General features: G+C 62.7%; 15 protein-coding genes. 6 read left to right on the top strand and 9 right to left on the bottom strand.

The window, feature by feature from the left end; translation table 11 throughout:
• Positions 1 to 61: 61 nt before the first annotated feature.
• Entirely contained in the window at positions 62 to 370 is a 309-nt protein-coding gene (locus ACUTQY_RS04215) for a type 1 fimbrial protein (protein ID WP_004935734.1), read from the top strand.
• 61 nt (positions 371 to 431) lie between these two features.
• Here the strand turns inward: ACUTQY_RS04215 and ACUTQY_RS04210 are convergent, their stop codons facing one another.
• On the bottom strand, positions 432 to 1,904 hold the full coding sequence (locus ACUTQY_RS04210; RefSeq protein ID WP_046687524.1) for a mannitol dehydrogenase family protein: 1,473 nt from the start codon (positions 1,902 to 1,904) through the stop codon (positions 432 to 434).
• Positions 1,905 to 2,195: 291 nt separating this feature from the next.
• Here ACUTQY_RS04210 and uxuA point away from each other — a divergent pair, with 291 nt between their 5' ends.
• Positions 2,196 to 3,386 carry a mannonate dehydratase gene (uxuA, locus tag ACUTQY_RS04205; RefSeq protein ID WP_046687523.1) on the top strand — a complete coding sequence of 397 codons (1,191 nt, stop codon included), beginning with the start codon at positions 2,196 to 2,198 and terminating at the stop codon, positions 3,384 to 3,386.
• A gap of 42 nt (positions 3,387 to 3,428) precedes the next feature.
• Here the strand turns inward: uxuA and yeiP are convergent, their stop codons facing one another.
• Complete coding sequence (gene yeiP / locus ACUTQY_RS04200; protein ID WP_004935725.1) at positions 3,429 to 4,001, bottom strand: elongation factor P-like protein YeiP; 573 nt, start codon at positions 3,999 to 4,001, stop codon at positions 3,429 to 3,431.
• 126 nt (positions 4,002 to 4,127) lie between these two features.
• Positions 4,128 to 5,372, bottom strand: a complete 1,245-nt coding sequence (gene mtr / locus ACUTQY_RS04195; RefSeq protein ID WP_046687522.1) for a tryptophan permease — start codon at positions 5,370 to 5,372, stop codon at positions 4,128 to 4,130.
• A gap of 271 nt (positions 5,373 to 5,643) precedes the next feature.
• On the opposite strand from mtr, the gene ACUTQY_RS04190 reads away from it, so the two are divergent.
• Entirely contained in the window at positions 5,644 to 5,898 is a 255-nt protein-coding gene (locus tag ACUTQY_RS04190) for a YkgJ family cysteine cluster protein (RefSeq protein WP_019453627.1), read from the top strand.
• Here the strand turns inward: ACUTQY_RS04190 and ACUTQY_RS04185 are convergent.
• From ACUTQY_RS04185 to ACUTQY_RS04170, 4 genes are all read right to left on the bottom strand, one after another.
• Positions 5,895 to 7,070, bottom strand: coding sequence for a sugar efflux transporter (locus tag ACUTQY_RS04185; RefSeq protein ID WP_046687521.1), 1,176 nt, complete (start codon positions 7,068 to 7,070; stop codon positions 5,895 to 5,897). The two genes, ACUTQY_RS04190 and ACUTQY_RS04185, sit on opposite strands and share 4 nt — an antisense overlap.
• Before the next feature lie 155 nt (positions 7,071 to 7,225).
• A complete protein-coding gene (gene torA, locus ACUTQY_RS04180; RefSeq protein ID WP_128868545.1) occupies positions 7,226 to 9,700 on the bottom strand; it encodes a trimethylamine-N-oxide reductase TorA in 2,475 nt (824 codons plus the stop codon).
• 12 nt (positions 9,701 to 9,712) lie between these two features.
• Positions 9,713 to 10,873 (bottom strand): NapC/NirT family cytochrome c, encoded by a 1,161-nt coding sequence (locus ACUTQY_RS04175; protein ID WP_046687519.1) that lies wholly within the window; start codon positions 10,871 to 10,873, stop codon positions 9,713 to 9,715.
• A 233-nt stretch (positions 10,874 to 11,106) separates the two neighbouring features.
• Entirely contained in the window at positions 11,107 to 11,529 is a 423-nt protein-coding gene (locus tag ACUTQY_RS04170) for a nucleotide triphosphate diphosphatase NUDT15 (protein ID WP_046687518.1), read from the bottom strand.
• A gap of 247 nt (positions 11,530 to 11,776) precedes the next feature.
• Between ACUTQY_RS04170 and fruB the strand changes: the two genes are divergently transcribed.
• Genes fruB through fruA form a run of 3 tightly spaced genes read left to right on the top strand, consistent with a single transcriptional unit; the run spans position 11,777 to position 15,545 of the window.
• A complete protein-coding gene (gene fruB / locus ACUTQY_RS04165; RefSeq protein ID WP_033643805.1) occupies positions 11,777 to 12,910 on the top strand; it encodes a fused PTS fructose transporter subunit IIA/HPr protein in 1,134 nt (377 codons plus the stop codon).
• Positions 12,907 to 13,848, top strand: coding sequence for a 1-phosphofructokinase (gene fruK / locus ACUTQY_RS04160; RefSeq protein WP_015378523.1), 942 nt, complete (start codon positions 12,907 to 12,909; stop codon positions 13,846 to 13,848). The genes fruB and fruK overlap by 4 nt, the downstream gene beginning before the upstream one ends.
• An 11-nt stretch (positions 13,849 to 13,859) precedes the next feature.
• The gene (gene fruA, locus ACUTQY_RS04155) at positions 13,860 to 15,545 is read left to right on the top strand and encodes a PTS fructose transporter subunit IIBC (protein WP_046687517.1); all 1,686 of its coding nucleotides are present in this window, start codon (positions 13,860 to 13,862) and stop codon (positions 15,543 to 15,545) included.
• 61 nt (positions 15,546 to 15,606) lie between these two features.
• Here fruA and nfo read toward each other — a convergent pair whose 3' ends face one another.
• Both nfo and ACUTQY_RS04145 read right to left on the bottom strand, forming a co-directional pair.
• Entirely contained in the window at positions 15,607 to 16,446 is an 840-nt protein-coding gene (gene nfo / locus ACUTQY_RS04150; RefSeq protein ID WP_033643802.1) for a deoxyribonuclease IV, read from the bottom strand.
• A 98-nt stretch (positions 16,447 to 16,544) separates the two neighbouring features.
• Positions 16,545 to 17,618 carry a YeiH family putative sulfate export transporter gene (locus tag ACUTQY_RS04145; RefSeq protein WP_033643801.1) on the bottom strand — a complete coding sequence of 358 codons (1,074 nt, stop codon included), beginning with the start codon at positions 17,616 to 17,618 and terminating at the stop codon, positions 16,545 to 16,547.
• Positions 17,619 to 17,707: the final 89 nt, after the last annotated feature.

Here is a 17,707-nt window from a genome sequence, read left to right as displayed (position 1 = left end):
TGCGATTATTCCGAACAAGATCCTCTATGGTTAAATTGGCTTAACTAAAAATGAGGTTGCCATGAATACCTTTCGGTTATTTTTGATCGTAGGAATGTTGTTTTCATGGACGGCAGTGAGTCAGGCAGGAGTGGCCGGCGGGGTAATTCGCTTCGTCGGCTCTATCGTTGAAAGTCCTTGCACGGTCAAGATTGCAGATTCTAAGGCGAATACGCAATGTTACCGCAACGGCCAGCATTATCAGGCCCAGCAAGCGTTGTCAGGTTTTGATACTACACGCAAAGAACTTCCGCTGAATCTTGGCACAACCGAAATGAAGTGGGTAGACCAACAGAAGAAACTTGCTGTTATGACGGTCGTTTATCGTTAAGTCGTTCCGCCATGCCGGCGTAACGTTACGCCGGCATGGTTATTCTCAGCCTGCAGGCACTTCACCGCTTCACCCACTCCTTCACCGTTTCACGCGCACCGCGATCGCGCAGTGACAAATAGGCTTGCGTCACCGCCTCGGTAAACGCGGCATGCGTCGCCAACTGTTCGCCAAACACCGATTTCAGCGCCAAGAGCGCCGTTACGCGCCGCCGATCGTCCGGAGTGGCGGCGATCGTCTGTTGCAGGACATCTGCCAGCGGATCGCGAATGTCGATGGGCTGGCCGGCGTCATCGACACCGCCGACGTACCGCATCCAGCCCGCCACGCCCAGCGCCAGCCCGCTATAGTCGCCGCCGTGCCGCAGATGCCAGCGCACGGCGTCCAGCAGGCGCTGCGGCAGCTTTTGCGTGCCGTCCATGGCGATCTGCCAGGTGAGGTGTTGCAGCGCCGGATTGCTGAAGCGCGCGATAAGCTGCGCGGCGTAGTCGGGCAGACTGATGCCGGTGACGCTCAGGGTTGGGGCCTGCTCGCACAGCATCAGCCGCTGTGCGGCGCGGCGGTAGTGCTCGTCCGCCATGCACTCGTTGATATAGCGGTAGCCGCCCAGGTAACCGAGATATGCCAGGAACGAGTGGCTGCCGTTCAGCATGCGCAGCTTCATATGCTCAAACGGCAGCACATCGCGGACCAACTGGGCGCCGACCAGCTCCCATGCCGGGCGTCCGGCGGCGAAATTGTCTTCCACGACCCATTGAATGAAGGGCTCGCAGGCGATGGCGCATTCGTCACGCACGCCGCCCAGCGCGGCGGCGATCTCATCCAGCGTGGCCGGCGTGGCGGCCGGAACGATGCGATCGACCATGGTGCAGGGGAAGGTGGCGGCGGAGGCTATCCAGTCGGCGAGCGACGGATCCCGCGCCTGCGCCAAATCGAGCACCGCCCGGCGCAGGACGTGGCCGTTCTCCGGAATATTGTCGCAGGAGAGCAGGGTGAAGGCGGGCAGCTCGCGTTCACGCCGCAGCCGCAGCGCCTCCACCAAAATGCCGGGCGCGGTCTGCGGCTGATGCGGCGCCGCCAGATCGGCGACGATCCCCGGATGCCGCCGATCCAGCCGCCCGCTGCCGGGTTCGATGCAGTAGCCCTTTTCGGTAATGGTCATCGAGACGATCGCCACCTGCGGCTCGGCCAGCTTCTCCAACACCGCGGCGATGCCCTCCAGCTTGCGGTGCACGCTCTCATGCACTGCGCCGATCACCAGGGCCTGATGGCCGTCCGCGCCTTTCTCCAGCACGCTGTATAAATGATCCTGTTGCCGCAGCGCCTGAAACAGCGGCACGCCGCCGGACAGGCTGATCTCGCAAATGCCCCAGTCGCCGCCCTGGGCGTTCAACACCCGATCGGTCAGCAGCGCCTGATGCGCACGGTGGAACGCGCCGAAACCCAGGTGCACGATGCGGCTGCGCAGGGCCCGGCGATCATAATTCGGTTGCCGGACGGCGCCCGGCAGCGGGGTGTTGGCGATCGTATTCATCTCATCTCCAAAGCGAGTAGACAGCTGGCGGGCCACTTGCGTCAAGTTAGCGGACCAGTTTGCCGACGCAAGGGCAGCGGGGGCCGGCGATAAAAAACTGCCACCAGTCTAAAGTTATCGGCAGGTTAAGGGAATTGGTCAGGCCAAAATAAGCCAGAATCGTGAAGCGGATCAACCAATGAACGGTTCAATTTTGACAGCGCACGGCGAAAGAGTAAGTTAAAGCTAGCTGACATCTAAATTAAACTGGTATAACAACATCGCGATGCGAGACAGGCATAAGGACACAACATGGAACAAACATGGCGTTGGTATGGCCCGAACGATCCGGTCTCTTTGGATGACGTGCGTCAGGCTGGGGCGACCGGGGTGGTCACGGCGCTGCACCATATTGCGAACGGCGAAGTCTGGCCGATCGACGAGATCCGCGCGCGGCAGGCGCTGCTGGCGGAAAAGGGGCTGGTGTGGTCGGTGGTGGAGAGCGTGCCGGTACATGAGGAGATCAAAACCCACAGCGGTGACTGGCGGCGGTACATCGCCAATTACCAGCAGTCACTGCGCAACCTCGCGGCCTGCGGCATCGACACCGTCTGCTACAACTTCATGCCGATCCTCGACTGGACGCGCACCGATCTGGCCTATTCGCTGCCGGACGGTGCCAAAGCGCTGCGTTTCGATCAAATCGCCTTCGCTGCGTTCGAGCTGCATATCCTGCAACGCGCCGGCGCCGAGGCGGACTATACGGCGCAAGAGCGTAGTCAGGCGGCGGCCTATTTCGCCGCCATGAGCGAGGAGGAGAAAGCCACGCTGACGGGCAATATCATCGCCGGGCTGCCGGGGGCGGAAGAAGGCTATACGTTGGAGCAGTTCCGCCGCCGCCTGGCGGAATACGACGGCATCGACAAGGCGCAGCTGCGCGAAAACATGGCGGTCTTTCTGCGCGCCATCGTGCCGGTGGCGGAAGAGGCCGGCATCCGGCTGGCGGTGCATCCCGACGATCCGCCGCGGCCGATCCTCGGCCTGCCGCGCATCGTCTCCACGATCGAAGACATGCAGTGGCTGAAGCAGACCGTCGACAGTATTCATAACGGCTTCACCCTATGCACCGGTTCCTACGGCGTGCGCGCCGACAACGATCTGGTGCGGATGATTGAAACCTTCGGCGATCGCATTCACTTTACCCACTTACGCGCCACCTGCCGCGAGGAAAACCCGAAAAGCTTCCACGAGGGGGCGCATCTGCAGGGCGATGTGGACATGGTGGCGGTGATCGAAGCGATCCTGACCGAAGAACTGCGTCGGCAGCGGGCGGGCGATCGGCGGCCGATCCCGATGCGCCCCGATCATGGGCATCAGATGCTGGACGATTTGAAAAAGAAAACCAATCCGGGCTATTCGGCCATCGGGCGGTTGAAAGGGCTGGCGGAGCTGCGCGGCGTCGAGCTGGCGCTCAAGCGGCGATTTTTCCCGGAATTGCCGTAGCGGAAAATGAAACGGGGCCGAGTATCGGCCCCGCTGGCGCGACTAGTCGGCGCGGCTCATGTAGCGGCGTTCGGCGATATGAATGCGGATCTTGTCGCCGGCGCTGAGGTATTCCGGCACATGGATCACCAGACCGGTGGCCATGGTGGCCGGCTTGTTGCGGGCGCTGGCGGAAGCGCCTTTGATGCCCGGCGCGGTCTCGACGATTTCCATATCCACGGTCTGCGGCAGCTCCAGCGCCAGCACCTGGCCGTCCAACGTCAGCACCTGCATGCCCGGCAGGCCGCCTTCCGGAATGAACAGCAGTTCGTCTTCGATCTGGTCTTTCTTGAAGATGTACGGCGTGTAATCTTCGTCATCCATAAACACGTATTCTTCGCCGTCGATATAGGAGAAGTTCACCTTGCGGCGCGACAGGGAAATGGTGTCCAGGATATCGTCGCCCTTGAAGCGTTCTTCTACTTTCAGGCCGGTGCGCACGTCGGAGAAGCGCATTTTGTACAGGGTGCTGGCGCCGCGGGCGCTCGGGCTCTGCACGTCGATATCTTTTACCAGCAGCAGCTTGCCGTTGTAGCTGATCGCCATGCCGCGTTTAATTTCGTTAGCTCTTGCCATTTCAATTCATCCGCAATGAAGAGTATTAGAGAAGTTGCGACAAGGTACTCGCGCCGCCGATTTCAGGCAATAGCCCGGCGCAAAAACAGTGCGGGAAAGGGAGGGCGGCAGCCCTCCCGTCGGGGATTACCGGAAGACCGGCAGCAGGCCGAACAGCGACAGAATATGCGCGGCGGCGTTGATCAGTCCAAACAGGATGACGAACAGGATCACGCCGTTGCCGCCCGGTGCGCGATAACCGGCCTGCGGATAACGGCGGCGGCTGGCGCGCGCCATCAGCGCCGGCACGATCACCGCCCAGATGGTGGCCGCCAGCCCGGCGAAGCCGATGGCGTACAGGAAACCGTTCGGGAACAGCAGCGCGGCCAGGGTCGGCGGCACAAAGGTCACCAGCGCGGTCTTGCTGCGCCCGACGGCGTCGTCCTTGAATTTGCAGAAGTCCGCCAGGTAGTCGAACAGGCCCAGCGACACGCCGAGGAACGAGCTGGCCAGCGCCATATAGGAGAAGGCGTTCAGCAGTTGGCTGACGGTCTGGCTGCTGGAGACGTTGCCCATTTGCTTGAGCAGGCTGCCTATATTGCCGCCCTCGGCGATCACCTGCTTAAAGGCGTCGCGCGCGATATTGCCCTGAATCACATACTGCCACAGGATGTAGATAGCCAATGCCAACAGGGTGCCGTACACCAGGCTGCGCACCACGGAGCCGCTGTCCTTGTGGTAGTACTTCACCAGCCCGGGAATGTTGCCGTGGTAGCCGAACGAGGTCAGCAGGTAAGGCAACGCCGCCAGGGCGTAAGGCAGATAGCTGGCCTGGTCATCACCGGTATTGAACAGTACCGCAGGCTGCACGTGGGTGAACATGTCGCCCACCGACATCACGAAGGTGATCACCATGCCGCCGATCAGAATGGTGCTCAGGCGGTCGACCGCGCGGGTGGAGAGCCAGACGATAAACGCCACGACCAGCGCGAACACCAGGCCGGCGGTGGTCTGGCCGACGCCGACGATGCCCTCCAGCGTGTGCGCGATGATCGAACCGCCCGCGGAGATATAGGCGTAGGTCAGGATGTACAGCACGAACGCCACCGACAGGCCGTTCACGGCGTTCCAGCCTTTGCCCAGCAGATCCTTGACCATGGTGTTGAAGCTGGCGCCGCTCGGGTAGTGCAGCGTGGCTTCAAGGATCATCAGGCCGGAAAGCAACATGCAGGCCCAGGTATACACCAGCAGCACGACGGAGCCGCTGAACCAGACACCGGAAGTGACGATCGGAATGGAAAACATGCCGGCGCCAACGGCGGTTCCGGCAATGATCATCGCGCCGCCGAGGACGGAAGGGCGGGCCAGCTTCTGGATGGTGTCCGTAGACATGTGTGCTCCTGAGGGAAGAAGTTCTTTTGTACTAGCTCAATGGTACATGGGTGCATGGCGCATGTAAAGCGTGGGAATTGCACGCTTCACGCGTTTTTGTCTTTAAATTGCGGCTTTTTGGGCATTTATTCGTCAGGTGGCGAATCCGGCGGGGCAAGACGGTTGCGGGACGAGTGTAAAGATCGCCAAGGCGCAGGGATTCTGCTGGCGGCCGCCGCACGCGGCTGCTATTGTCGCGCTTCTTTTCCCCAGCCCACCAGGAGTAGCGCTGATGGACTGTCGCAGCGACTGCGGCGCTTGCTGTATCGCGCCGTCAATATCCAGCCCGATCCCCGGCATGCCGAACGGCAAGCCCGCCAATACCCGCTGCATTCATTTGGATGAACAGCTACGCTGCGGCCTGTTTCATTCGCCGCTGCGGCCGAAGGTGTGCGGCAGCCTGCAGCCGAGCCGCGACATGTGCCACGATCACCGCGATCAGGCGCTGATCTACCTCGCCAGACTGGAAGCGGACACCGCGCCTTAAGCGTCTTTCAACCGCCACAGACACAGCGTCGCGCCTGCGGCCATCGCCAGCGCGGCGTAAAACACCGCATGGTAGTTCCAGATTTCCGCCACCGCGCCGGCGATGGCGCCGGCGATAACCCAGCCGACTCGAATGGTGTTGGTGAACAGCGTGGTGGCCGTGCCGGGCTGACCGGGCATCAAATCCTGGAAGTAGAGCATGCCGATCCCCGCCAGCACGCCGATAAACGCCGCATTCAACAGCTGCAGAGCGATGAGTTGCCCATTGCCGGTGATAAACAGCAGGCCGCAGTAGAACAGTACGCCGGCGACGGCGGCGCCGAGCATCAAACACCGTTTGCCGCAGCGTTTCGCCACCATGCCGGCGATCAGCATGATCGGGATTTCCAGCCCGGCGGCGGTGCCCATCAGCACGCCGACCAGCCGCTCCGGCAGCCGCAGTTCGTGCACCATATACAGCGGCATGTTGATCAGGTACATGCTGTTGGCGGTCCACATCAGGGTGCTGGCGCCAAACAGCAGCAGCGCGTCGCGGCGATGCTGGCGCGGTGCGGCCAGAGGCGCGCTCGCCACGGCGCTTTTCGGCATGGAGGGCAGCCGTTTCCACACCAGCAGGCCGCACAGGACAAAGGCCGCCGCGCCCGCCAGATACAGGGTTTTGAAGCCGAAACTCAGCGCCAGCGCGAAGGCGATCGGCGGGCCAATGACCCAGGCCAGGGAGACCTGGGCGCGCATGATGGAGGTGAACATCACCGCCTCGCGGCCGGTACGGTCGGCATGCTCACGCGCCAGCGCAAACATCTGCGGGTTGGCGGTGGAGCCGAAGCTGGTAAGCACCACGCCGACGATCAGCAGCAGATAGTAGTTGCGGCTCCAGGCGAACAGCGTGAACCCCAGCGCACCCAGCATGCAGCAGAGGAAGATCAGCGATTTGCGGTCGCCTTGTTTATCCGAGCGGCCGGCGAGAAACTGGCTGACCAGAATGCCGATCACCGCGCTGCCGGTAAAGAACAGCCCGACCAGCGCCGGCCGCACCTTGACCTCGGTTTCCAGAAACAGGCTCAGCGTCGGGGTTTGCAACGCACCGGCGATGCCGGTAAGAAACGCCACCGCCAAAAAGGCCAGCGAAGTGAGATCGGGCGTGCGTCGCGTTACTGCGGATGAAGTCGGCATGGCGATGGAGAATTCGTCGAAAAAGTGAGGTCGCGCGCATCATACGCCCGTTGAAAAGAAACGCAAACCGCTATCCCTCGGCGCAGGGTAAGCGGCTATGTCGCGCGGCGACGAGGAAAACAGAGGGCGCGTTGCGCCCTCTGTTTATCGCGGGATCAGGCGCCTTGCGGCACGGCGTGCGCGGTATTTTTCAGCGCCGGCCCCTGATACTTCTCGATCTGCAGCTGCGCCATCTGCCCGCAGTTGCCCTGCGCCAGGCTGGAGGAGCCGATGTCGAAGGTCAGGCAGTTGACGTTGCCGTTCTTGCACAGCGAGCCGGGCTGCGCCGGATCGGCCGGATCGAACCAGGCGCCTTCGCTGATGCGCACCACGCCAGGCCGCACGTCTTCGCTGACCACCGCCCCCACCAGGATCTGGCCGCGATCGTTAAACGCCCGCACCAGATCGCCGCCGGTAATGCCGCGCGGCTGCGCGTCCTGCGGGTGGATCAGGATCGCTTCACGATCCGCCACCGCGTATTTCTTGCGCAGCGGCGTATTGTCGAGCTGGGAGTGCAGCCGGTTGGTCGGGTGCGCGGTATTGAGCGACAGCGGATACTTGGCCGCTTCCGGCCCGCGATACCACTCGTGCGGCGGCATCCAGGTCGGGATGCCGGGGCAATCCTCATAATGCATTTTGGCGATGGCGTCGGAGTAGATTTCGATCTTGCCCGACGGCGTGCCCAGCGGGTTCAGCAGCGGGTTGTCGCGGTAATCGGCGAAGCGCACCCACTGCTTATTGGCCTCCGGCACCGGGAAACGCACGTAGTTATTGGATTGCCAGAACATGTCGAACGGCGGCAGCGCCACCCGCGCGGCGCGCGCCTGGTTTTTCATGTCGTCGTACATGCCTTTCAGCCACTGGGTTTCATCCTTGCCCTCGGTAAAGGCCTCCTGCACGCCCAGCTTGGCCGCCATCGCCGAGAAGATGTCGAAGTCGCTGCGCGACTCGTGCTGTGGCGGCACGCATTGATGCATCGGGAACACGTAGAGCTGCGAATAGTCGCCGCCCATTTCCAGATCGTTGCGCTCGTAGCTGGTGGTGGCCGGCAGGACGATATCGGCATGCTTGGCGGTGGCGGTCCAGTAAGGCTCGTTGACCACGATGGTGTCCGGCCGCTGCCAGGCTTTGACCAGGTTATTGGTGTCCTGATGCTGGTGGAAGGTGTTGCCGCCCGCCACATACACCATTTTCACCTCGGGGTAGGTGACCTTGGCGCCGTTGAAGTCGATGGTTTTGCCCGGATTGCTCAGGCATTCGGCGATGCGCGCTACCGGGATCGGCGCCGGCGAGTTCTTCGGCGCGTTGCCGGCGGAGATGCCGGCGATGATGCCGCCCTTGGCGGTCGGGCTGCCGCCGGACGAATAGTGGTAGCTGAAGCCGAAGCCGCCGCCCGGCAGGCCGATCTGGCCGAGCATCGCCGCCACCGTCACCAGCAGCCAGTGCTGTTGTTCGCCGTGATGCTGGCGCTGAATGCCCCAGCCGCCCATGATCATGGTGCGGTGCTTCGCCATCTCGCGCGCCAGACCGCGCAGCGTGTCGGCATCGACGCCGCTGATGTCGGCCGCCCATTCGGCGGTTTTCGCCACGCCGTCGCTCTCGCCCAGCAGGTAGGCCTGGAACTTGTCGAAGCCGACGGTATAGGTTTTCAGGAAGTCCGGGTTATGCAGCTTCTCGGTCAGCAGCGTATGGGCGATGCCGATCAGCATGGCGCCGTCGGTGTATGGGCGCGGGGCGATCCACTGCGCATTGACGAACTTGGCGCTGTCGTTGTGTACCGGATCGATGCTGATCACCCGGGTGCCTTTTTTCTTCAGCGCCTCGAAGCCGGTCTGGCCGACGTGATCCGGCACGTTCCAGCTGTTTTTCAGCGTGACCATCGGGTTGCAGCCCCACAGGATCACCAGCTCGCTGTTCTCGATCACGTTCGGCCAGGCGGTCTGCTGTTCGTAGACCTCCATCGAGCCGACCACGTGCGACATGATCACCTGCGCCGCGCCGGTGGAGTAGTCGCCGGCGTAGCCGAGGAAGCCGCCGGTCAGGTTCATCAGGCGCTGCAGCAGCGTGCGGCTGTTGTGCAGCATGCCGACGCTTTTCCAGCCGTAGGAACCGGCGTAGATCGACTGCGGGCCGTGATCTTTTTGCAGGCGGGTGATCTCATTGCACACCAGCTCGGTCGCTTTGTCCCAGCTGACGCGCACCCACTCGTCGCGGCCGCGCAGCTCGGTGCGGCTGCCGGGGCCGCCTTCCAGCCAGCTTTTGCGCACCATCGGGTATTTGATGCGGTTCTCGGCGTGCACCTGATAAGGCGCCATGGTGATCAGCTCATTGGGATACGGATCGTCCTGCACCGGCTGCACGCCGACCATCTTGCCGTCCTGCACGATGGCTTCAAACGCGCCCCAGTGGGCACCGGTCAGAATGCCTTTCTGCGCCTGACGCAAGACGATGAACTGCGGCAGCGCTTCGCTGATGGCCTGCGCCAGCGCCGCTTTGGGCCATAATCCCGCCAGCAGCGGGGCGGCGGTGAGCGCGGCGGCGCCGGTCAGGAAGCGGCGGCGGCTCATGGTTAACGGTTTTTGGTTGCTCATTGCGCTTCTCCCTTAAAGCTTGGCCGGTGCGGCAGGTGGCATGTCGCTGGCGTGTTTTTGTACGTATTGTGTCAGCACGCGCAGCTGTTCCTGCGTCAGCGAGGTACGCGGCGCCATGCCTTTGATGACGCCGATCCATTGGTTGGCGTTGAAGCGATCGAGCGCGGTCAGCCCGTGGCAGCCGGTGCAGTTGGCCGACATCATGTCCGCGGCGTAGCGCCAGATTTTTTGCTGATCGTCGATCAGCTGCTTGCGCGGCAGCCACACTTGCAAAGAGACCTGATGCCAGACCAGACCGGTTTCCGCATCGGTCTGGGTGGACGCGGTCTTCAGCTGTTTGCGCGCGTCTTCACCCAGCAGCACGCTGAGGATGCGTTTGCCCTGCGCGGCGTAGAACACTTCGCTGACCCCGTCCTGCTGCCAGCCGCTGACGGTGGCCAGCACCTTGTCGCCCTCTTGCTTCACCACCTGCACTTCGGTGGACGGCATCAGGTTGCCGGCGTTATGGCTGTCGTTGGCGCCGAGGAAGAACGGCTCGGTGGCGATGGTGTAAAGGGTGGTGGCGTCCGGTGCGGTCAGCGCCGCGGCCTTCGCCAGCTCGGCGGCGCCGGCCTGGGTTTCGCCGCTCATGTCCGGCAGGATGTGGGCCACGCCCTTATGGCAGTCGATGCAGGTCTCGCCCTGTTTGATCGCCACCGGGTGCTGCAGGCGCGCCTCAGGGCGCTGAGCGGTGATGTCCATGGCGCCGTAGCTGTGGCAGGAGCGGCAGGTGGCCGAGTCGTTCTCTTTCAGCGTTTTCCAGACCGACTGCGCCATCGCCAGCTTGTGCGCTTCGTATTTTTCCGGCGTATCGATGGTGCCGACCATCTCGCCGTAAATGTCTTTCACCGCGCGGATTTTGGTCCACAGGTAATCGATCGGCTGGTTCGGCACGTGGCAGTCGGCGCACTCGGCGCGGATGCCCTTGGTGTTTTGGAAGTGGACGCTGCCCTGATATTCGGCCAGCGGTTGTTGCATGGTGTGGCAGGAAACGCAGAAGGCGGTATCGCTGGTTTTATGGAAGACGGTGGCGGTCCCGGCCAACAGCGCCGCGCCGAGGATAATCCCCAGCAGCAAAAGCCATAGCCATCCCCACCGGCGCTTTTTTTCAAAGCCAGTCAGTTTTTTGCTCATGGTAAACCCGCTTATAATTATGAATTTAAAATAAAATCTTGCCAAAAGGCCGCCGACCGGAGGTCAGAATGCCACGTCGATTGCAGGGGTAATAATAGAAGAGGGTTAACCCCATAGGGTTATCCGTAGTCAAAAAAAGGGCATATATCGCAAAAAATAGCGTTATATTCTAATTTATATAGCGGTGAGGCAGTGCGGCAGGGGAAGCGAGCGCAACATGCGCTCGCGATGGGTCAGGCCGTGGGCACATAGGCCTGGCCGCTCAGCCACAGGCGGATGGCGGTGCGGCTGGCTTCGAAATGCGGCTCCGGCAGGGCGTCTGGTGCGCACCAGCGCCACTCGGCGCACTTTTCAGGTTCTTTCAACTCGGCGCTGCCGCCGGGATGATCCACCTGCAGGCAAACAGACACCGTGTGTTTGCCTTCGGCGCGCCAGGTTTGCAGATTGTTGCTGACGCCCACGAAGCGCGGCGGGTCGATAAGCAACCCGGTCTCTTCGGCGATTTCGCGCTGGGCACACTGCTCGAAGGTTTCACCGGCCTCCAGATGCCCGCCGGGGATCGACCAAAAGGGCGCGTGCGGGCCGCAGCGTTTGCCCAACAAAATCTCGCCCTGCGGGTTGACGATGATCACCCCGACGCCCGTCACTACGTTCATGCTTTTCTCCGTCAGCAAAGTTTCAGCACAGTATGTCATTTTGCCCCGGCGCTGACCAATGCGCCGGCGAAAGTGTGCGTAAGCTCAAAAATCTGCAATGGCGAAAAGGAGAAAGCTTGCTTTCACCTTGCGCTGCTTACACACTCCTTGAAACGTTTCAGCGTTATCCGGCCGCTTGTGGCGAGCGGGTAACGCTCCTTTTTCTCAATGAAGCTGAAACGATTCAATTCAGCAGGAGAGGAGAATCATGTTCCAGTTGTCACCGCAAGACATTCATCTGGGCGCCGCTGCCGCCGATAAGCAGGAGGCCATCCGTCAGGTGGCCGCCGCGCTGACCGACGCCGGCTGCGTCAGCGCCGGTTATGTGGACGGCATGCTGCAGCGCGAACTGCAGACGTCCACCTACCTGGGCAACGGCATCGCCATTCCGCACGGCACCACCGATACCCGCGATCTGGTGTTGAAAACCGGCGTGCAGGTGTTCCAGTTCCCGCAGGGCATCGCGTGGGGGGAGGGCCAGACCGCCTATGTGGCGATCGGCATCGCCGCCCGTTCCGACGAGCATTTGGCGCTGCTGCGTCAGCTCACCCACGTGCTGAGCGATGACAGCGTGGCGGAGCGGCTGGCGAAAACCACCTCCGCGGAAGAGCTGCGCAGCCTGTTGATGGGCGAACGGCAGAGCGCCGAATTCCAGTTCGACGTTTCGCTGATTGCGCTCGACGTCGCCGCCGACAGCCTGATGACGCTGCAGGCGCTGAACGCCGGCCGTCTGCAAAAAATCGGGGCGGTCAACGCGCAGTTCGTCAGCGATGCCATCACCCGCAAGCCGCTGAATCTGGGGCAGGGCATTTGGCTGAGCGACAGCGTTGAAGGCAACCTGGCCAGCGCGGCCACCGTCAGCCGCCCGGCGCAGGCTTTCGTGGAAGACGGCGAGCCGGTGGCGCTGCTGCTGACGGTGTCGGTCGCCGACGCGCAGCCGCTGGCGGTGCTCAACTACCTCAGCGATCTGCTGCTGGCCAACAAAGCTGAACGCTTGCTGAAGGCGGATGCCGCCGGCGTGCTGGCGCTGCTGACCAGCGACGTGGCGGAAGAGAGCAGCGTGCTGAGCGCCGAGTTCGTGATCCGCAACGAGCACGGTCTGCACGCGCGGCCGGGCACGGCGCTGGTCAACGTGATCAAAAGTTTCAACAGTGACATCACCGTCACCAACCTGGACGGCAGCGGCAAGCCGGCCAACGGGCGCAGCCTGATGAAGGTGGTGGCGTTGGGCGTGAAGAAAGGGCATCACCTGCGCTTTACCGCCAATGGAGAAGATGCTGAAGCCGCGCTGAAGGCGATTGGCGAAGCGATTAATGAAGGACTGGGTGAGGGCGCAGCATGAGCAGAAGAGTAGCAACAATCACCCTGAACCCGGCGTACGATCTGGTGGGTTTCTGCCCGCAGATTGAACGCGGGGAAGTCAACCGGGTAAAAACCGCCGGCCTGCACGCCGCCGGTAAGGGCATCAACGTCGCCAAGGTGTTGAAAGATTTAGGCATCGACGTCACCGTCGGCGGCTTCCTGGGCAAAGATAATCAGGACGGTTTCCAGCTGCTGTTCAGCGATCTGGGGATCGCCAACCGCTTTCAGGTGGTGCCGGGGCGCACCCGCATCAATGTCAAGCTGACGGAAAAAGACGGCGAAGTGACCGATTTCAACTTCTCCGGCTTCGAAGTGACGCCGCAGGACTGGGATCGCTTCGTCAGCGACTCGCTGAGCTGGCTGGGCCAGTTTGACATGGTGGCGGTGAGCGGCAGCCTGCCGGCCGGCGTCGATCCCGACGCGTTTACCGACTGGATGACCCAACTGCGCGCCAAGTGCCCGTGCATCATTTTCGACAGCAGCCGCGAAGCGCTGGTCGCCGGGCTGAAGGCCTCGCCGTGGCTGGTCAAACCGAACCGCCGCGAGCTGGAAATCTGGGCCGGCCGCCCGCTGCCGACGCTGGCGGACGTGGTCGAGGCCGCGCATGCGCTGCGCGAACAGGGCATCGCCCACGTGGTCATCTCCCTCGGCGCGGAAGGCGCGCTGTGGGTTAACGCATCCGGCGCCTGGATCGCCAAACCGCCGTCCTGTGAGGTGGTCAGCACCGTGGGCGCCGGCGATTCGATGGTCGGCGGCCTGATTTATGGCCTGCTGATGCGCGAATCCAGCGAACACACCCTGCGTCTGGCCACGGCGGTAGCGGCGCTGGCGGTCAGCCAGAGCAACGTCGGCGTGACCGATCGTCCCCAGTTGGCCGCGATGATGGCGCGCGTCGATCTGAAACCTTTCAATCAATAGCAGGAGGCAGAATGAAAACGCTGCTGATGGTAGACAGTTCGCAGGGACAGGCCCGTGGCCACCTGGCGAAACGCATGCTGGAGGCCGCCGCGGCCAAAGCCGGCCTGACGCTGGTCGAGTCGCTGCAGGACGCCGAACTGGTGGCGGTGGCGGGGCAGGCTGCTCCTGCTGACGCCGCGCTGAACGGCAAATTGATCTATGTGGGCGAGGTAGAACAGGCGGTGCGTGAACCGGACGCGTTTCTGGCGCGCGCCCAGGCCGAAGCTGAAACCTATCAGGCGCCGCAGGCAGCGGCGGCGGTGAAAGCCGATGGACAAAAACGCATCGTGGCGATCACCGCTTGCCCAACCGGCGTGGCGCACACCTTTATGGCGGCCGAAGCCATTGAAAGTGAAGCCAAGAAACGCGGCTGGTGGGTGAAGGTGGAAACGCGCGGCTCCGTCGGCGCCGGCAACGCCATCACCCCGGAAGAAGTAGCGGCGGCGGATCTGGTGATCGTCGCGGCGGACATCGAAGTGGATCTGGACAAGTTTGCCGGTAAGCCGATGTATCGAACTTCCACCGGTCTGGCGCTGAAGAAAACCGCGCAGGAACTGGACAAGGCGCTGGCCGAAGCCGAAGTGTTCCAGCCGCAGCAGCGCAGCGGCGCGGCGCCGACGGCGAAGAAGAAAGAGGGCAACGGCCCGTATCGTCACCTGCTGACCGGCGTGTCCTACATGCTGCCGATGGTGGTGGCGGGCGGTTTGTGCATCGCGCTGTCGTTCGTGTTCGGCATCAAGGCGTTTGAGGTCAAGGGCACCCTGGCGGCGGCGCTGATGCAGATCGGCGGCGGCTCCGCCTTCGCGCTGATGGTGCCGGTGTTGGCCGGTTTCATCGCTTTCTCCATCGCGGATCGTCCGGGCCTGACGCCGGGCCTGATCGGCGGCATGCTGGCGGTGAGCACCGGCGCCGGGTTCCTTGGCGGCATCATCGCCGGTTTCCTGGCGGGTTATGTCGCCAGGGCGATCAGCAGCAAGCTGCGCCTGCCGCAAAGTATGGAAGCGCTGAAGCCCATCTTGATCATTCCGCTGGTGGCCAGCCTGATCACCGGCCTCATCATGATTTACGTGGTCGGCACGCCGGTGGCGAAAATCATGGAAGGCCTGACCCATTGGCTGCAGTCTCTGGGCACCGCCAACGCCGTGCTGCTGGGGGCGATCCTGGGCGGCATGATGTGCACCGACATGGGGGGCCCGGTGAACAAAGCGGCCTACGCGTTCGGTGTGGCGCTGCTCAGCTCCTCGGTGTATGCGCCGATGGCGGCCATCATGGCGGCGGGCATGGTGCCACCGCTGGCGATGGGCCTGGCGACGCTGCTGGCGCGCCGCAAGTTCCCGAAATCCGAACAGGAAGGCGGCAAGGCGGCGTTGGTGCTGGGGCTGTGCTTCATCACCGAAGGGGCGATTCCGTTCGCCGCCCGCGATCCGATGCGCGTGTTGCCGTGCTGCATCGCCGGCGGGGCGCTGACCGGCGCGCTGTCGATGGCCTTCGGCGCCAAGCTGATGGCGCCGCACGGCGGCTTGTTCGTGCTGCTGATCCCGGGCGCGATTTCGCCGGTGTTGCTGTACCTGGTGGCGATCGCCGCCGGCACGCTGTTGGCCGGGGTGGCTTATGCCCTGCTGAAACGTGCTGAAGTACCGGCGGCCAGCGTGGCGTAACGGCGATCCAGCCATAAAAAAACCGGAGCCCAGGCTCCGGTTTTGTCGTTTGGGCGCCGCGTTACTGCTGCGCCTTCAGCCAGGCGATCTCTTCGGCCCAGATATCCGGGTTTACCGTTTCCAGAATCAGCGGGATGTTGTCGAAACGCGGATCGCGCATGATGTAGCTGAACACCGTTTTGCCGATGTTGCCTTCCCCCAGGCTGTGATGGCGGTCGACGCGGCTGTTGAACTCGCTCTTGGCGTCGTTCAGGTGCATGCCGCGCAGGTAGTTGAAACCGACGATGTCGCCCAACTGCTTGAAGGTGCGCTCGCACTCTTCTTCGGTGCGCAGATCGTACCCGGCGGCGAAGGCGTGGCAGGTGTCGATGCAAACGCCGACGCGGCTTTTGTCTTCGACGCCGTCGATGATCGCCGCCAGGTGCTCGAATTTGAAGCCCAGGTTGCTGCCCTGGCCGGCGGTGTTCTCGATCACGGCCGTCACGCCGGCGGTTTTATCCAGCGCGATGTTGATCGATTCGGCGATGCGCGCCAGGCACTTATCTTCGTCGATTTGCAGCAGGTGGCTGCCGGGGTGGAAGTTCAGCAGCGTCAGCCCCAGCTGTTCGCAGCGCTGCAGCTCGTCGATAAACGCCTCGCGCGATTTTTCCAACGCGTCGGCTACCGGGTGCCCCAGATTGATCAGGTAGCTGTCGTGCGGCAGGATTTGCCCCGGCCCGTAACCGTACTGGGCGCAGGCGCTCTTGAACTTATCGATCACGTCGGCGGCCAGTGGGGCGGCCTTCCATTGACGCTGATTTTTGGTGAACAGGGCGAACGCGGTCGCCTCCAATTCGTGCGCGCGGATAACCGCCTGATCCACGCCGCCTGACGCGCTGACATGTGCACCGACAAACTTCATCTTCATTCTCCTGTGTTATCGGTGACATTATGGCATTGATGGCGGGCGGATTGAATGGCGAAAAGCGGCGGCCCGCCGAAGCGGGCCGCCGAGGGAGATTACAGCAGGTGTTGCACCAGTTGGTTTATCGCGCCGCCGCCGACCAGCAGCCAGACGAACAGCAGCGTCGCCAGCAGAATCGGTTTCATCCCGGCCTGGCGCACGGCGCTGATGTGGGTGGTCAGCCCGAGCGCCGCCATCGCCATCGCCAGCATCCAGGTGTCGGCGGTGATCAGGTGCCGCACCAGCGTGGCCGGCAGCAGGTTGAAGGAGTTCAGCCCGGCGACGGCGATAAACAGCACGGCGAACCACGGAATGGTGATGGCGGATTTTTCCGCCTTGCCTGCGCTGCCTCGGCTGATGTAGCCCGACAGCAGCAGCAGGAACGGCGCCAGCATCATCACGCGGATCATCTTGGCGATCACCGCCGCATTTTCGGCGTCCGGCCCGATGGCGTGCCCGGCGGCGACCACCTGAGCCACTTCGTGGATGGTGGAGCCGGCGTAGATGCCGAAGGTTTCCTGGCTGAACGGCAGCCACTGGAAGTGTTCATTCAACTGATACAGCCACGGATAGGCGAAGATCGCCAGGGTGCCGAACACCACCACGGTCGAAACCGCCACCGCCACTTTGCTGGAGTCGGCCTTCAGCACCGGCTCGGTGGCCATCACCGCCGCCGCGCCGCAAATGCTGCTGCCGGCGCCGATCAGTATCGCGGTTTGGCTGTCGATGCCGAACACTTTCTTGCCGAGCCAGCAGGCCAGCAGGAAAGTGGTGATCAGGGTCAGCGCATCGATGATGATGCCGCTGGCGCCCACGTCGGCGATCTGCTGAAAGGTCAGCCGGAAGCCGTAAAGGATAATGCCCAGACGCAGCAGGCGCTGTTTGGCCAGCTGTACGCCGCTGTGACAAACGGTTTGCCAGCGGGGGTACAGCGTGTTGCCCACCAGAATGCCGAGCAGGATCGCCAGCGTCAGCGCCCCCAGCCCCAGCTCCGCCACCCTGGGAATGTCGCCGGCCCAGACGGCCAGCGCGGTGAGCGCGCCGGTCAGCGCCAGCCCCGGCACCAGCCGCGGCAGGCCGAACAGCGGGAAGCGTCGCTCGGGGTAAGTGTGAGTGGTATCAGTCGCCATATAAAGTCAGTCCTTCAGTCTGTTTCTTGCGGTCAAGAGTACGTTTGGGCTGAATAAAAGAGAAATTGATTATATATTTATAACCTATC

This window comes from Serratia sp. TSA_130.1 (assembly GCF_052691795.1).
The sequence above is the reverse complement of the archived record's forward strand: the minus strand, read 5'-3'. Positions and strand labels throughout refer to the sequence as shown.

Excerpts from the sequence above, each read along its gene's own strand:
- ACUTQY_RS04215 (WP_004935734.1), top strand. The coding sequence starts at position 62 with ATGAATACCTTTCGGTTATTTTTGATCGTAGGAATGTTGTTTTCATGG.
- ACUTQY_RS04210 (WP_046687524.1), bottom strand. The coding sequence starts at position 1,904 with ATGAATACGATCGCCAACACCCCGCTGCCGGGCGCCGTCCGGCAACCG.
- uxuA (WP_046687523.1), top strand. The coding sequence starts at position 2,196 with ATGGAACAAACATGGCGTTGGTATGGCCCGAACGATCCGGTCTCTTTG.
- yeiP (WP_004935725.1), bottom strand. The coding sequence starts at position 4,001 with ATGGCAAGAGCTAACGAAATTAAACGCGGCATGGCGATCAGCTACAAC.
- mtr (WP_046687522.1), bottom strand. The coding sequence starts at position 5,372 with ATGTCTACGGACACCATCCAGAAGCTGGCCCGCCCTTCCGTCCTCGGC.
- ACUTQY_RS04190 (WP_019453627.1), top strand. The coding sequence starts at position 5,644 with ATGGACTGTCGCAGCGACTGCGGCGCTTGCTGTATCGCGCCGTCAATA.
- ACUTQY_RS04185 (WP_046687521.1), bottom strand. The coding sequence starts at position 7,070 with ATGCCGACTTCATCCGCAGTAACGCGACGCACGCCCGATCTCACTTCG.
- torA (WP_128868545.1), bottom strand. The coding sequence starts at position 9,700 with ATGAGCAACCAAAAACCGTTAACCATGAGCCGCCGCCGCTTCCTGACC.
- ACUTQY_RS04175 (WP_046687519.1), bottom strand. The coding sequence starts at position 10,873 with ATGAGCAAAAAACTGACTGGCTTTGAAAAAAAGCGCCGGTGGGGATGG.
- ACUTQY_RS04170 (WP_046687518.1), bottom strand. The coding sequence starts at position 11,529 with ATGAACGTAGTGACGGGCGTCGGGGTGATCATCGTCAACCCGCAGGGC.
- fruB (WP_033643805.1), top strand. The coding sequence starts at position 11,777 with ATGTTCCAGTTGTCACCGCAAGACATTCATCTGGGCGCCGCTGCCGCC.
- fruK (WP_015378523.1), top strand. The coding sequence starts at position 12,907 with ATGAGCAGAAGAGTAGCAACAATCACCCTGAACCCGGCGTACGATCTG.
- fruA (WP_046687517.1), top strand. The coding sequence starts at position 13,860 with ATGAAAACGCTGCTGATGGTAGACAGTTCGCAGGGACAGGCCCGTGGC.
- nfo (WP_033643802.1), bottom strand. The coding sequence starts at position 16,446 with ATGAAGTTTGTCGGTGCACATGTCAGCGCGTCAGGCGGCGTGGATCAG.
- ACUTQY_RS04145 (WP_033643801.1), bottom strand. The coding sequence starts at position 17,618 with ATGGCGACTGATACCACTCACACTTACCCCGAGCGACGCTTCCCGCTG.